This is a genomic window from Photobacterium sp. 53610, assembly GCF_036409375.1.
In the GTDB taxonomy this organism is placed as follows: domain Bacteria; phylum Pseudomonadota; class Gammaproteobacteria; order Enterobacterales; family Vibrionaceae; genus Photobacterium.
Genome location: NZ_JAXOFS010000017.1, coordinates 26,872 through 42,126 on the forward strand (window position 1 = coordinate 26,872; position 15,255 = coordinate 42,126).

Sequence of the window (15,255 nt, forward strand, 5' to 3'; positions counted from 1 at the left end):
TTCCGCCGCAGTTTTGCGGCGGAATGGCTAGAAAAACATGAAAAAATCATCATAGGGACATAGGAACAGCAATGGCTAATCTGTTTTCGTTAATCCTGGTGCTGGCGACCCTGTTTACCGGGATCATCTGGGCACTGGATCGGTTTATCTGGGCACCCAAGCGTCAGCTTAAAATTGATGCTGCCGCTGCAAATGCAGGTGGCCAGGTAGATTCAAAAACACTGGAGTCGGTTGCACCACAGCCGAGCTGGGTTGAGTCAAGCTGCTCAATGTTCCCTGTGATTGCCATTATCATGGTTTTTCGCTCATTTATTTATGAGCCGTTCCAGATCCCATCCGGATCGATGATGCCAACCCTGCTGGTGGGTGATTTCATTCTGGTTGAAAAGTTTGCCTATGGCCTGCGTGATCCGGTTTTCCGTCACAAGATGGTAGAAACCGGTGAGCCGGAACGTGGGGATATTGTGGTTTTCAAATATCCGCCGCAACCGAGCGTAGATTACATTAAGCGCGTCGTAGGACTGCCAGGTGATACCGTGCGGTACAGTTACAACAAGCAGATTTGTATCGTGCCTCAGGGCGGCACTGAGTGTAAGCCAGTCCTGATGACCCATATGCAGGACAGTGATTTTGTTCAGGGCAGAACGCGCCTGATTCAGTTCACGGAACAGCTGGGTGAAGTGCAGCATAATATTCTCATCCATCCGCTGGAGCCGAATCAGACGCTGAAATATCAATATCACTCAGCGTCAGACATGGCGGAGTGGGTTGTACCGGAAGGTCAATACTTTGTGATGGGTGACAACCGTGACAACAGCGCTGACAGTCGTTACTGGGGCTTCGTGCCGGAAGCAAACCTGGTGGGCAAGGCGGTCGGGATCTGGATCAGCTTTGAATTTGAACGAAGTGCCGAGAGCGTACTTCCATCTTGGATTCCTACCGGTGTGCGATTCAATCGCATCGGTGGCATAAACTGATCGGGAAAAAATGACATCTCCTGTAGAAAGACTCCAGCGAAAGCTGGGACACGAATTTAATAACAGCGAATTACTGACGCTGGCGCTGACGCACCGCAGCGCGAACGGGACACACAACGAACGTCTGGAATTTCTGGGTGATTCTATTTTGAGTTTTGTGATTGCCGATGATTTGTATCACCGCTTCCCGAAAGTGGATGAAGGTGATATGAGCCGGATGCGTGCCACGCTGGTACGCGGCAAAACCCTGGCTGAACTGGGCCGGGAGTTTGAACTGGGTGATTACCTGTTGCTGGGACCGGGCGAACTGAAAAGTGGCGGCTATCGCCGTGATTCGATTCTGGCCGACTGTGTGGAAGCTATCATTGGCGCTATTTATCTCGACAGTGATATTGAGCATGTCCGCAGCATCGTCCTGAGCTGGTATCAGAGCCGTCTCGAAACCATTAAGCCCGGGATTAACCAGAAAGACCCGAAAACCCGCCTACAGGAATGCCTGCAGGGACGACGTTTGCCGTTGCCTGCGTATACTGTAACTAAGGTGCAGGGTGAAGCACATAATCAGGAATTCACTGTGCAGTGCGAGGTCACGGGGCTGGATAAACCTGTGATTGGAAAAGGCGGTAGCCGGCGCAAGGCTGAGCAGGCTGCAGCAGAACTGGCATTGAAGCAGTTAGAATCATGACAGACAAAACCCATTGTGGCTTTATTGCCATTGTAGGCCGTCCGAACGTCGGCAAATCCACGCTGCTGAACCGTTTGGTCGGGCAGAAGTTATCCATTACCTCACGTAAGCCGCAGACAACACGTCACCGGATTATGGGGGTGGACACCCGCGACGGCTTTCAGGCGGTATACGTCGATACGCCGGGACTGCACATCGAAGAAAAACGAACCATCAACCGTCTGATGAACCGGGCGGCAAGTAGTTCTCTGACTGATGTGGAGCTGGTGTTGTTCCTGGTCGACGGAACCCAGTGGACGCCAGATGACGAGATGGTGCTCAACAAGCTGGCGAAAACAGGTCTGCCTGTTGTATTGCTGGTGAATAAAATCGACAACGTCAAAATGAAATATGATCTTTTCCCGCACATTCAGGCGTTGTCGGAAAAGATGGATTTTAAAGCAATCGTACCGGTTTCGGCCAAACACGGCGGCGGTATCGACGTGGTCGAGCAGATCGTTCGCGAAAGTCTGCCGGAAGGGGAATACTACTTCCCGGAAGAGTATGTGACAGACCGTTCTCAGCGCTTTATGGCGTCTGAAATTATCCGTGAAAAGCTGATGCGTTTTACCGGTGAGGAACTGCCGTATTCTGTGACCGTGGAAATCGAGCGGTTTGACTATAATCCGGAAACGGACGGCTTTGATATCAATGGCCTGATTCTTGTGGAACGTAAAGGCCAGAAGAAGATGGTCATCGGTAAAGCTGGCGAGAAAATCAAAACCATCGGCCGTGAAGCCCGTCTGGATATGGAAGATCTGTTCGAACGTAAGGTTTACCTGGAACTCTGGGTGAAAGTGAAATCCGGTTGGGCAGATGACGAGCGCGCCTTGCGCAGCCTCGGTTATATCGACGATCTCTAAGGACAGCGATGGAAGGGTTGCAGCGCTGTTTTGTCCTGCATGCTCGTCCCTACAGTGAGACGAGTCTGATCCTGGACGTCTTCAGTGAAGAGTCCGGTCGGATCAGCCTGATGGCAAAAGGCGCACGCCGTAAGCGCTCCAATCTCAAAGGAGCGCTTCAACCTTTTACCCCGTTATTTCTCAAATGGTCTGGTCGTGGCAGCATGCCCGTCATGACCCATGCTGAGCCGATCAGTATCGGACTGCCGATGCGCAGTTACATTCTCTATTCCGCCCTGTATGTGAATGAAATTCTCGCCCGGGTGCTGGAAGCACAGACGCCGTATCCGGCGCTGTTTCTTGATTATCTTAATGTCTTGCGTGAACTGGCTCAGGCCGAGAACCCGGAACCGGCCCTGCGACGGTTTGAACTGGCTTTATTGGATCATCTGGGGTACGGCGTGGATTTCCTGCATTGTGCGGGCAGTGGCCTGCCCGTGGATGATGTGATGACCTATAACTACCGGGAGCAAAGGGGGTTTATTGCCTCTGTCGTCGCCGGGCAGCTTACGTTTACCGGGCGGCAGCTGAAAGCCATTGCCGCCCGTCATTTTGAAACACAGGATCAGCTCAGGGCTGCAAAGCGCTTTACACGGATGGCCCTGAAACCGTATCTTGGCAGCAAACCATTAAAAAGCAGGGAATTGTTTATCCCTAGAGGAAGGAGTACCGCTTCATGAAGAATATACTGCTCGGCGTCAATATTGACCACGTCGCTACTTTACGCAATGCCCGTGGCACCCGTTATCCGGATCCTGTCCACGCGGCAGAAGTAGCCGAACGCGCTGGCGCTGATGGTATTACCATTCATTTACGCGAAGACCGCCGCCACATTACCGACCGTGACGTGCGCATTCTGCGTGAAACGATTCAGACCCGGATGAATCTGGAAATGGCGGTGACCGATGAAATGGTTCAGATTGCTCTGGAGACCAAACCTGAGTTTGTTTGCCTGGTGCCAGAAAAACGCGAAGAGCTGACCACAGAAGGCGGCCTGGATGTGGTCGGACAGCTGGACAAAGTGAAAGCGGCGACTGAAAAACTGTCTGCAGCCGGAATTCTGGTGTCGTTATTCATTGATGCTGACCGTGCGCAGATTGATGCTGCGGTAGCCTGTGGCGCGCCTTATATCGAGCTGCACACCGGTCACTATGCCGATGCAACGACGGATACAGAGCAGCAGGCCGAGCTGAAAAAAATTGCTGCGGCAGCCAGCTACGCCAGCGATCAGGGGATCAAGGTGAATGCCGGTCATGGTCTGACGTATCATAACGTGAAGCCAATCGCCGCACTGCCGGAAATCTATGAGCTGAACATTGGCCATGCGATTGTGGGCCGCGCTCTATTCGACGGTCTGCACCAAGCGGTTGCCGACATGAAAGCTGTGATGCTGGAAGCGCGCTGGTAATGGCCATTGTCGGTCTGGGCACGGATATTGCGGAAATTGCCCGCGTTGAGCTTGTGCTTGAGCGTACCGGGGCAGCCTTTGCACGCAGAGTGCTGACCCCTCAGGAGCAGGCCATTTTCAGCCAGCACAAACAGGCTGGCCGTTATCTGGCAAAGCGCTTTGCTGTCAAAGAAGCGGCTGCTAAAGCGCTGGGAACCGGCATCGCCTGTGGTGTGTCTTTTCAGGATTTTACTGTGACGAACAATGAGCGCGGTAAACCGGAACTGACGCTGGGCGGGAAAGCTGCTGAACTGGCGGCGCAGATGGCTGTTCGTCATGTCCACCTGACAATTGCTGATGAAAAGCACTATGCCGTTGCTACCGTGATTCTGGAAACAGACTGACGCGCGCGGTTACCCCGGCGACAAACAAAAAAAGGCCAGACGTGATATGTCTGGCCTTTTTTTGTTTGTCATGTAGATGGCTTATTGCCGGTAGGCCTGTGATGCTTTCACGACATTGTTCATCTCATCAATCAGCTCAAACAGCTCCGGTTCCAGGTCTGTGACTGCCGTGCCGGCTTTCAGTTGGGTTTCCAGTGTGTAGCAGAGACTTTTCAGCCTCGGAACCCCACTGTAGGCACAACTGCCGTGAAGTTTGTGTATCGACGGCCACAGCTCAATCTCTTTGCCGTCCAGCACTTCGTTTACCAGCATTTCGACCTCGGGCATGAAGTCGAGCAGCATCTGCAGCATGTCTCTGGCCAGATCTTCCTTACCGGCGGCCTGCTTCAGCGCCAGATCCCAATCCCAGCTGACATTCTGATTGAGCGGACCCGGCGCGGGGGTTGCTGAATTGGTTGGTGCCGGTTCCGGGAGGCTGGCAGGCCCGTTGTTCTGAGGCTGAGGAATCCATTTGGCCAGCATCTGCTGCAAGATCTGTTCTTCAATGGGTTTGGTCAGGTAGTCATCCATCCCCGCCCGGAGCAGGCGTTCGCGCTCACCGGCCATGGCGTGGGCCGTGACGGCAATTACCGGCGTATTATGGTTAAGGTCGGTTTCATGGATGGCCTGACAGGCGCTGACCCCGTCCATTTCCGGCATCTGAATGTCCATGAAAATAAGGTCAAAAGCCTTCTGATGGGCATATTCCACCGCTTTACGGCCACCTGTTGCGGTGATGACGGTTTCGACCCGCTCACTGAGCAGGGCTGCGATCAGCTTGAGGTTCGCCGGGTTATCATCGACGGCCATGACCGTCAGTGGTAACAGCGCATCAGCCGGGGAAGCCAGCGGTAAAGGTTCCGGTTCTTCCAGCTGATCGGTCTGGCCGATCAGTGCATCGAAGAGTTTACGCTGTGCCAGTGGTTTACCCAGGCAGGCGGTAACACCAGCGGTCAGCAGGCGTTCCGACAGGGCAAGCTCAGTGGTCGGCAGACACACCAGAACCTTATCGGCCAGTTGCTCAGCTTTGAACACCATATCCAGAATGTTCGCCAGCGGCGGCTGTTCGCCCGGCGACAGGCAGAGCAGGGCAAAATCGTGATGCTCGACATCATCTTCCGGCATATCGGCGCGGTAGGTTACTTCCAGCCCAGCCTGAAGCAGGCGCTGTTGCAACACGTTGGCAGCCTGCAGGTTCGATTCGATCAGCAGCAGGTGGCGTCCTTTGAGGTCGCGGGTATCGATCGGCTGTGAAACCGGCAGGTCGGTTTTATTCAGCCGTAAGGTAAACCAGAAGGTTGAGCCCTGATGCAGTCGGCTGGTCAGGCTGATTTCACCGCCCATCTGGGTGACCAGTTTCTGGGTAATCACCAGCCCCAGACCGGTTCCGCCATACCGGCGTGAAATACTGGCATCGGCCTGACTGAATGCCTGGAACAGCTGGGCTTGCTGGCGCTCAGAAATCCCGATCCCGGTATCCCGGACCATGAACTGAAGTTCAAGGTTTTCATCTCGGTCGGCTTTCAGCTCGACGGCAATATCAATGTTACCGCGCTCGGTAAATTTAACGGCATTACCAATCAGGTTCGTCAGTACTTGCTGGATGCGAAGCGGATCCCCAATCAGGCCGGTTGGAATCCGGGGATCGACCCGCAGCGTCAATTCCAGTCCTTTTTCGTGGGCGCTTGGTGCAAGCAGTCGCATCACCTCATCGAGAGAATCGGTAAAGTCGAACGGAATGTTTTCCAGCAGCAGTTTTCCGGCTTCCAGTTTCGAGAAGTCGAGGATGTCATTGATGATGGTCAGCAGGTTGTTGGCCGACTTTTCAATCGTCAGCAGATAATCATGCTGGCTGGCACTGAGCCGGGTTTTCAGCATCTGACGGGTAAAGCCGATGACGCCGTTGAGTGGGGTGCGCAGTTCATGGGACATGTTAGCCAGGAATTCCGATTTCACCCGGGCTGCTTCCTGTGCCCGCTTTTTGGCAATATCCAGCTCGACGTTCTGGATCTCCAGCTGCTCCAGAGTTTCACGCAGATCGGAAGTGGCCTGATCGATGCTCTGTTGCATCTCGATGTGATAATCAGACAGGGAAATCGCCATGGCGTTGATCCCGTTTTTCAGGTTATCCAGTTCGCCCAGCAGTTCTCCTTCAATCCGAACGTCCAGGTGCCCGCGGCGGATACGGTCAACGACACTGATCATGTGGGAAATCGGCCGGGTGACATCCCGCATCAGGCGATAGGCGAACAGGCCGGAGAGGATCAGACCCAGCAACAGGACCATCAGGGCGGTGAAGACTTCCTGATACTGTTGCAGCCGCAGCGGACTCATGTCCATTTCAATCGAAATGTAACCCAGCGCCTTGGCCTGAAAGCCCGGGGCTGAGAGGTTACTTTGCTGGGCTTCAGTCAGGATCGGCGCCCGCATGATCATCGTGGTGTCATTGACGACAATATCGGGCAGGAAAGGAATCGGCTTGTCATCCGGGAACATCAGGGCTTCAAAATTCCGGTGGAAGTTTGAAGTGACAAAAAGCTCATTATTGCTGTCGAAGACGGCGATACTGCGTACAATGTCGGAATGCTTGCGGTGCGCGTAGCTGATAATGCGCCGGACTGCTTCACGGTTGTGATCAGCCATCCCGTATTCGGTCGAGATGGCCAGCGGTTCAATAATGCTGGTCCCGGTTGCCACCAGCTGATGTTCCAGATCCCGGTAGCGGCTCAGGGTAAAAAATGCGCTCAATAGCAGGCCAATGATCAGGGTTGGTGCTAATGTCAGGGTGAAAACCCGGGCGCGAAGTCCGTATTTGGTCATGGTTACAAGAAATCGATTCTGTGGGAGAATTGCGGCCTATGCTGGCCACGCAAGCATGTTCCAGCCCTTAGCTTAATGAATCTTTCCCGCAGCGACAATTGAAGTCTCTGCGGCATCGCCCTGAAAAGGCGACAAAACACCGTGAGTTACAACATTATGGCACGCTTTTTTAAGCCGACGAAACGTACTGTCAGCGACACCAAGCACAAAGAAGTTACTGTGACCCGCCTGGATCATCTGGGCGCGGGGATTGCCCACCTTGACCGCAAACCGTTGTTTATTCCGGGGTTGCTGCCCGGCGAACGCGCACTGGTTCAGCTCACTGAAAACAAAAAACAATACGCCCGAGCGAAAGTGATCAAACGGCTGACAGACAGCCCGGAACGCATTACACCGCAGTGCCCGGTTTATGACCAGTGCGGTGGCTGTAACTTGCAACACCTCTCTCATTCTGCTCAGGTTGATGCAAAGCGTCAGTCGCTGGGAGAGCTGATGGCAAAATTTGCCCTCGCTGACGGGCAGGAAAAAACCGCGGTTCTGACTCAGGACAGCGCAGTGACGGGTCAGGAATGGCAGTATCGGCGCAGTGCGCGTTTCAGCCTGAGGGTTGAGCCGGGTCAGGGGCTGTGTCTTGGATTTCGCAAGGAACAGAGCAAAGACATTATCGACATCGCACATTGCCCGGTGCTGGCCGCATCGCTGAATGATCTGCTGCCGCCGCTCCGGGAAATGCTGAACTCCCTGCAGGGACGGCGTAACCTCGGGCATGTGGAGCTGGTGGAAGCGGATAACGGCCCGGTGGTCCTGATCCGGCATCTGAAACCATTTTCTGACCCGGATATGACGAAGATTCAGCAATTTGCTGACAATCAACGTGTTATGCTATTCCTTTCACCCGCTCCTGACGAAGTGATCCAACTGACCGGTGATGCACCGTATTACGAAGTGGAAGGACTCCGGCTGGCGTTTTCACCGAAGGACTTTATTCAGGTCAACCGGCCTGTCAATGAACAGATGATCGCACAGGCGATGTCATGGCTGGATGTGCAGCCTGAAGACCGGGTGCTGGATTTATTCTGCGGGTTGGGTAACTTCAGCTTGCCGCTGGCCAAAAGAGCCCGGGAAGTGGTAGGCGTTGAAGGCGTGGATGCCATGGTGCAGCGTGCCAGTGAGAATGCTGCGCTGAACGGTCTGAAAAATACTGCTTTTTATCAGGGCAATCTGGAAGACGGAATTGCGTCGTTCAGCTGGGCGCATGAAGGCTTTGATAAAGTCCTGCTGGATCCGGCCCGTGCCGGAGCGGCAGGTGTGATGACGCAGGTGGCAGCTTTGTCACCCAGCCATATTTTATATGTGTCCTGCAATCCGGCAACGCTGGCGCGGGACAGTCAGGTACTGTTGCAGCAAGGCTATCAGTTGCAACGCCTGGGGATGCTGGATATGTTTCCCCATACCGGACATTTGGAATCGATGGCCCTGTTTACCCGTGCCTGAATTCAGGCACTGACTTGAAAGGTGACAGGTATCCATCCGTAACTACGAAATACAGGACAGAATCATGGTCGCAGTTCGCGGTGCGCATTTAAAGGAAAACGTTCAATTTGAGCTGGTGCCCTGGGCAGAAAGCCTGTTACAGGACAGCACAACCTCGAACCGTCTGATCCAAACCTATCAGCGTTGTGAAGCGCATCTGGATAATCAGGCTGTTGCCAGCCAGATGCTGTGGCGTGGCCGGGAGATGGTCGAAATCCTGGTGATGCTCAGTATGGATGCCGATACCCTGATTGCTGCGTTGCTGTTCCCGCTGGTCGAGGCCGGGCTCTACAAGAGTGATGAGGTCAGAGAGGAATACGGCCAGTCGATCCTGTACATGGTAAAAGGGGTCAAACAGATGGCTGCTATCAGCCAGCTGAATGCCATCAAAGAAGGCGCGGCACAATCGGCGCAGGTGGATAATATCCGCCGGATGCTGCTGTCGATGGTAGACGACTTCCGCTGCGTGGTTATCAAACTGGCTGAGCGGATCTGTCATTTGCGCGAAGTGAAAGACGAGCCGGATGCGGTACGTCGTGCTGCTGCGCGCGAATGTGCCAATATCTACGCACCGCTGGCGAACCGTCTGGGGATCGGTCAGCTCAAGTGGGAAATCGAAGACTACGCCTTCCGGTACAATCACCCGGAAACCTACAAACAGATTGCCAAGCAACTGGCTGAACGCCGGATTGACCGTGAACAGTACATCGAACGCTTCGTGGCCGATCTGGATGAATCGATGAAAGCGTCGCACATCAAAGCCGAAGTACATGGCCGGCCGAAGCATATTTACAGCATCTGGCGCAAGATGCAGAAGAAGAGCTTGGCGTTTGATGAACTGTTTGACGTGCGTGCGGTGCGGATCATTGCCGACCAGCTTCAGGATTGTTACGCCGCGCTGGGAGTGGTCCACACCAAGTACCGTCATCTGCCCAAAGAATTCGACGACTATGTCGCGAACCCGAAACCGAACGGTTATCAGTCGATTCATACCGTGGTGATTGGTCCGGAAGGCAAAACGATTGAAATCCAGATCCGCACCAAGCAGATGCACGAAGAGTCGGAACTGGGCGTGGCTGCGCACTGGAAATACAAAGAGTCCGGCACGTCGTCCGGTGCTCATTCCGCCTATGATGAGAAAATCAACTGGCTGCGGAAACTGCTGGCCTGGCAGGAAGAGATGTCCGATTCGGGCGAAATGCTCGAAGAACTGCGCAGTCAGGTGTTCGACGATCGGGTTTATGCCTTTACGCCCAAAGGGGATGTGGTGGACCTGCCGCAGAATGCGACCCCGCTGGATTTTGCTTACCACATTCACTCAGAAGTGGGACACCGCTGTATCGGTGCCAAAGTCGAAGGACGTATCGTACCTTTCACGTATCACCTGCAAATGGGTGATCAGGTGGAAATCATCACCCAGAAAGAACCCAATCCGTCCCGTGACTGGCTGAATCCGAACCTGGGCTTTGTGAATTCCAGCCGTGCCCGTGCCAAAGTGCATGCCTGGTTCCGGAAGCAGGACAGAGACAAGAATATTGCGGCCGGCCGGGAGATCCTGGAGCAGGAACTGCACAAAATCGGCGCGACGATGAAAGACGCCGAAGCTTATGCTCTGAAACGCTTCAACGTGAATTCGACCGACGAACTCTTTGCGGGTGTCGGGAGCGGTGACCTGCGTATCAACCAGGTGATCAACCACATCAATGCGCTGGTGAACAAACCGACCGCGGAAGAAGAAGATCAGCAATTGCTGGAGCGCCTGACGGAAGCGAGTAACAAGGCCAGTCAGAAAAAACCGCAGCGTGATGCAGTGGTCGTGGAAGGGGTCGATAACCTGATGACGCATCTGGCGCGCTGTTGTCAGCCGATCCCCGGTGATGACATTGCAGGCTTTGTGACTCAGGGCCGGGGGATCTCGGTGCACCGCAGTGACTGCGAACAGCTGGAAGAATTGCGTCATGTAGCGCCGCAGCGAATCATCAACACGGTCTGGGGCGGCAGTTTTGCAGGCCGTTACGCGTTGACAGTGCGGGTAACGGCATCTGAACGCAATGGCCTGATCAAAGATCTGACGAACACACTGCATAACGAGAAGGTCAAGGTTGCCGGTGTGAAGAGCCGGATTGATTTCAGAAAGCAGATGTCGATCATGGATTTTGATGTCGAACTGACTGACCTGGATACGCTGGGCAGGGTCCTCAAGCGACTGGAACAGGTCAAAGATGTGGTCGAGGCCAGACGGTTACACTGAATCTGGCAGATTCACGAGATTAACCATTCAGCAGAAGCGGGCACCGGCCCGCTTCGTTTTATGAACAGAGCAGGATACGGTCATCATGAGCGAGAAAGCCCCCATCAACACATTGCAGGCTATTATGGCAAAACTGCGGGATCCGGACGGCGGTTGTCCCTGGGACCTCCAGCAGGATTTTGCCTCAATCGTGCCGCATACCCTGGAAGAAGCTTACGAAGTCGCGGATGCGATTGCTGAAGAAAACTGGGCTGAAGTGAAGGAAGAGCTGGGGGATTTACTGTTTCAGGTGATTTTCTACAGCCAACTGGGGAAAGAACAGGGACTGTTTGAATTTGATGATATCGTCAGCGGAATCAACAACAAGCTGATCCGGCGTCATCCGCATGTGTTTGCCGACCAGCGTTTTGAAGATGAAGCTGCCATTCACGCCAACTGGGAAGCGGAAAAAGCCAAAGAGCGTGCAGAAAAAGGGCTGGACGACAGCATTCTGGCGAATATCCCCAAAGCCATGCCCGCACTGAACCGGGCCGATAAAATCCAGAAACGCTGTGCGAGATATGGTTTCGACTGGCTAATGCTGGGCCCGGTCGTCGAAAAAGTGCAGGAAGAAATGGATGAGGTGATGGCAGAAGCCCATCAGGCCATCCCTGATCAGGACAGAATTGAGGAAGAGATCGGGGATCTGCTGTTCGCGGTGGTGAACCTCAGCCGTCACCTGAAAGTGAAGCCGGAAATGGCGCTGCACCGGGCCAACCGAAAGTTCGAACGCCGCTTTCGCGCAGTAGAACAAAGTGTCCTGGAACAAGGAAAACGCGTAGATACCTGCTCACTGGATGAGCTTGATGCCGAGTGGGAAAAAGTTAAACAGAAGGAAAAACAGAGCCAATCGGGGGAGTAAGCGCTAACCGGCTTGCATTTAAACCGTCAAGGCATTTGGGCTTGATTTGGGACAAAAACCTGTCGTCTATACTGTGATAGTTTTCACGTTGTGGCAATAAAATGTGTCTGGTATACTAATTTCCCGTCCAGATACTTTTTATCCTCTACACCAAATCTTCCAGGTTTAACATGACAACGAATTACATTTTTGTGACGGGCGGTGTTGTATCCTCCCTAGGTAAAGGTATTGCTGCAGCATCACTAGCGGCCATCTTAGAGGCCCGTGGTCTGAAAGTGACCATGATGAAGCTAGACCCTTACATCAACGTTGATCCGGGTACGATGAGCCCCATTCAACACGGTGAAGTATTCGTTACGGAAGACGGTGCAGAGACCGACCTAGACCTCGGTCACTACGAGCGTTTCATTCGTACCAAGATGACCAAGCGCAACAACTTTACCGCAGGCCGTGTTTATGAAGACGTACTGCGTAAAGAGCGTCGCGGTGACTACCTGGGTGCGACCATCCAGGTGATCCCACATATCACAAACGCGATTAAAGAGCGTGTGATTGCCGGTGCCGAAGGCCACGACATTGCGATTGTCGAAGTGGGCGGTACTGTGGGTGATATCGAATCCCTGCCATTCATGGAAGCGATCCGTCAGCTGGCGGTTGAGCTGGGCCGTGAGCGTGCCATCTTTACTCACCTGACGCTGGTGCCATATCTGGCTGCCGCGGGTGAAGTGAAAACCAAGCCAACTCAGCACTCAGTGAAAGAACTGCTGTCTATCGGTATTCAGCCAGACGTGCTGATCTGCCGTTCTGACCGCATGATTCCTGCGAACGAACGTGCCAAGATTGCACTGTTCTGTAACGTGCCTGAGAAAGCTGTGATTTCGATGAAAGACGTCGACTCCATCTACAAAATCCCTCAGCTGATTAAGTCTCAGGGTCTGGATGAGCTGGTTTGTCAGCGTTTCGGCATTACTGCGCCAGAAGCTGATCTGAGCGAGTGGGAACGCGTGATTTATGAAGAAGCGAATCCAACCAGCGAAGTGACGATCGGTATGGTCGGTAAGTACACCGAGCTGCCAGATGCTTACAAGTCAGTCAACGAAGCGCTGAAACATGCCGGTCTGAAAAACCGTCTGTCTGTGAACATCAAGTATGTTGATTCACAGGACGTTGAGTCGAAAGGCGTTGAAATGCTGGAAGGCCTGGACGCAATTCTGGTTCCGGGCGGCTTCGGTGGTCGTGGTGTTGAAGGCAAGATCATGACAGCGCAGTATGCGCGTGAAAACAAAATTCCGTACCTGGGCATCTGTCTGGGCATGCAAGTGGCTCTGATTGAGTTCGCTCGTAACGTGGCTGGCCTGACTGGTGCACATTCCACTGAGTTTGATGCGAAATCCCCTTATCCGGTTGTGGGTCTGATCACTGAGTGGGTTGACAGCGAAGGGAACGTTGAAGAACGTACTGAAGCGTCTGATCTGGGCGGTACTATGCGTCTGGGTTCTCAGCTGTGTCATCTGGAAGAAGGCAGCAAAGCCCGTGAACTGTACGGCAGTGCGACCATTCATGAGCGTCACCGTCACCGTTACGAAGTGAACAACAATCTGCTGCCTCAGCTGAAAGAAGCAGGTCTGAAAGTCTCCGGCCTGTCCGCAGACAAGAAACTGGTCGAAATTATTGAAGTGCCGGATCACCCATGGTTCGTTGCGGCTCAGTTCCACCCTGAGTTCACTTCGACCCCACGTGACGGGCATCCGTTGTTTGAAGGTTTCGTGAAGGCGGCTGGTCAGCACCAGCGCGGCGAGCTAGAAAACAGCTAAGATTACAAATAGCTGTTGCACAGGAGTGCGACAGCTTTTTTTTCGCTTTTTTAAATCAAAATAAAGCAAGAGGAAACACAATGTCTAAGATCGTTAAAGTTCTGGGTCGTGAAATTATCGACTCACGCGGTAACCCAACAGTTGAAGCGGAAGTTCACCTGGAAGGCGGATTCGTAGGTATGGCTGCGGCGCCATCTGGTGCATCTACCGGTTCTCGTGAAGCACTGGAACTGCGTGACGGCGACAAATCTCGTTTCCTTGGCAAAGGTGTACTGAAAGCCGTTGAAGCGGTGAATGGTCCTATTGCTCAGGCACTGGTTGGTAAAGATGCGAAAGCACAAGCCGACATCGACCAAATCATGATCGACCTGGACGGCACTGAAAACAAATCTAAGTTCGGTGCAAACGCAATCCTGGCGGTATCTCTGGCAAACGCAAAAGCAGCCGCTGCTGCGAAAGGCATGCCTCTGTATGAGCATATCGCTGAGCTGAACGGCACTCCGGGCCAGTTCTCTATGCCTCTGCCAATGATGAACATCATCAACGGTGGTGAGCACGCAGACAACAACGTAGACATCCAGGAATTCATGATTCAGCCAGTTGGCGCAAAAACGCTGAAAGAAGCGCTGCGTATCGGTGCTGAAGTATTCCATAACCTGGCGAAAGTTCTGAAGGCGAAAGGCCTGAACACTGCTGTGGGTGACGAAGGTGGTTTCGCACCAAACCTGGAATCTAACGCTGCGGCACTGGCTGCAATCAAAGAAGCAGTCGAAATGGCTGGTTACGTTCTGGGTAAAGACGTGACTCTGGCGATGGACTGTGCGGCTTCTGAGTTCTATGACAAAGAAGCGGGCCACTACAACATGAAAGGCGAAGGTAAAATCTTCACTTCTGAAGAGTTTAACTTCTACCTGCAGGATCTGGCGAACCAGTACCCAATCGTTTCTATCGAAGACGGTCTGGACGAGTCTGACTGGGATGGCTTCAAGCACCAGACAGAACTGCTGGGCGACAAACTGCAACTGGTGGGCGACGACCTGTTCGTAACCAACACCAAGATCCTGAAAGAAGGTATCGAGAAAGGTATCGCGAACTCTATCCTGATCAAATTCAACCAGATCGGTTCTCTGACTGAAACCCTGGCTGCGATCAAGATGGCGAAAGACGCGGGTTACACTGCCGTGATCTCTCACCGTTCTGGTGAAACTGAAGATGCAACCATCGCTGATCTGGCGGTAGGTACTGCAGCGGGTCAAATCAAGACAGGTTCTATGAGCCGTTCTGACCGTGTTGCGAAGTACAACCAGCTGATCCGTATCGAAGAAGCGCTGGGTGAGAAAGCACCTTTCAACGGTCTGAAAGAAGTGAAAGGCCAGGCATAAGCCTGATCTCTTCCTTTCGTCAGCACTGCTGACACAGAATGATAAGCCGCTCATACAGAGCGGCTTTTTTATGTCCGAATGGCGGTGCAGGAACTGGTCACACCGGGCGCTTTATGGGATT

The 15,255-nt window shown here is 53.4% G+C and carries 12 protein-coding genes; 11 read left to right on the forward strand and 1 reads right to left on the reverse strand.

What is annotated here, in order from left to right; all coding sequences use genetic code 11:
* Positions 1-71: 71 nt before the first annotated feature.
* From lepB to acpS, 6 genes are read left to right on the forward strand one after another with little or no spacing between them, the layout of a single operon-like run.
* Positions 72-977, forward strand: a complete 906-nt coding sequence (gene lepB / locus SPK40_RS21575; protein ID WP_330961861.1) for a signal peptidase I — start codon at positions 72-74, stop codon at positions 975-977.
* Between the two features lie 10 nt (positions 978-987).
* Complete coding sequence (gene rnc / locus SPK40_RS21580) at positions 988-1,662, forward strand: ribonuclease III (RefSeq protein WP_248144037.1); 675 nt, start codon at positions 988-990, stop codon at positions 1,660-1,662.
* Entirely contained in the window at positions 1,659-2,564 is a 906-nt protein-coding gene (era, locus tag SPK40_RS21585) for a GTPase Era (RefSeq protein ID WP_330961862.1), read from the forward strand. Before rnc ends, era begins: the two co-directional genes overlap by 4 nt.
* Positions 2,565-2,572: 8 nt before the next feature.
* Complete coding sequence (gene recO, locus SPK40_RS21590; protein ID WP_248144039.1) at positions 2,573-3,283, forward strand: DNA repair protein RecO; 711 nt, start codon at positions 2,573-2,575, stop codon at positions 3,281-3,283.
* Positions 3,280-4,011 carry a pyridoxine 5'-phosphate synthase gene (pdxJ, locus tag SPK40_RS21595; protein ID WP_248144040.1) on the forward strand — a complete coding sequence of 244 codons (732 nt, stop codon included), beginning with the start codon at positions 3,280-3,282 and terminating at the stop codon, positions 4,009-4,011. Before recO ends, pdxJ begins: the two co-directional genes overlap by 4 nt.
* Entirely contained in the window at positions 4,011-4,394 is a 384-nt protein-coding gene (gene acpS / locus SPK40_RS21600; RefSeq protein ID WP_330961863.1) for a holo-ACP synthase, read from the forward strand. The genes pdxJ and acpS overlap by 1 nt, the downstream gene beginning before the upstream one ends.
* Positions 4,395-4,475: 81 nt before the next feature.
* On the opposite strand, the gene barA is transcribed toward acpS, so the two are convergent.
* Positions 4,476-7,253, reverse strand: a complete 2,778-nt coding sequence (gene barA, locus SPK40_RS21605) for a two-component sensor histidine kinase BarA (protein ID WP_330961864.1) — start codon at positions 7,251-7,253, stop codon at positions 4,476-4,478.
* A 156-nt stretch (positions 7,254-7,409) separates the two neighbouring features.
* On the opposite strand from barA, the gene rlmD reads away from it, so the two are divergent.
* The 5 genes from rlmD (at position 7,410) to eno (ending at position 15,134) form a co-directional block, all read left to right on the forward strand.
* A complete protein-coding gene (rlmD, locus tag SPK40_RS21610) occupies positions 7,410-8,747 on the forward strand; it encodes a 23S rRNA (uracil(1939)-C(5))-methyltransferase RlmD (protein WP_330961873.1) in 1,338 nt (445 codons plus the stop codon).
* Positions 8,748-8,811: 64 nt separating this feature from the next.
* A complete protein-coding gene (gene relA / locus SPK40_RS21615; protein ID WP_248144043.1) occupies positions 8,812-11,037 on the forward strand; it encodes a GTP diphosphokinase in 2,226 nt (741 codons plus the stop codon).
* An 85-nt stretch (positions 11,038-11,122) separates the two neighbouring features.
* Positions 11,123-11,938, forward strand: a complete 816-nt coding sequence (gene mazG / locus SPK40_RS21620) for a nucleoside triphosphate pyrophosphohydrolase (RefSeq protein ID WP_330961865.1) — start codon at positions 11,123-11,125, stop codon at positions 11,936-11,938.
* Between the two features lie 170 nt (positions 11,939-12,108).
* Positions 12,109-13,752 (forward strand): CTP synthase, encoded by a 1,644-nt coding sequence (locus SPK40_RS21625; protein ID WP_248144045.1) that lies wholly within the window; start codon positions 12,109-12,111, stop codon positions 13,750-13,752.
* Between the two features lie 80 nt (positions 13,753-13,832).
* Positions 13,833-15,134, forward strand: coding sequence for a phosphopyruvate hydratase (gene eno, locus SPK40_RS21630; RefSeq protein WP_248144046.1), 1,302 nt, complete (start codon positions 13,833-13,835; stop codon positions 15,132-15,134).
* Positions 15,135-15,255: the final 121 nt, after the last annotated feature.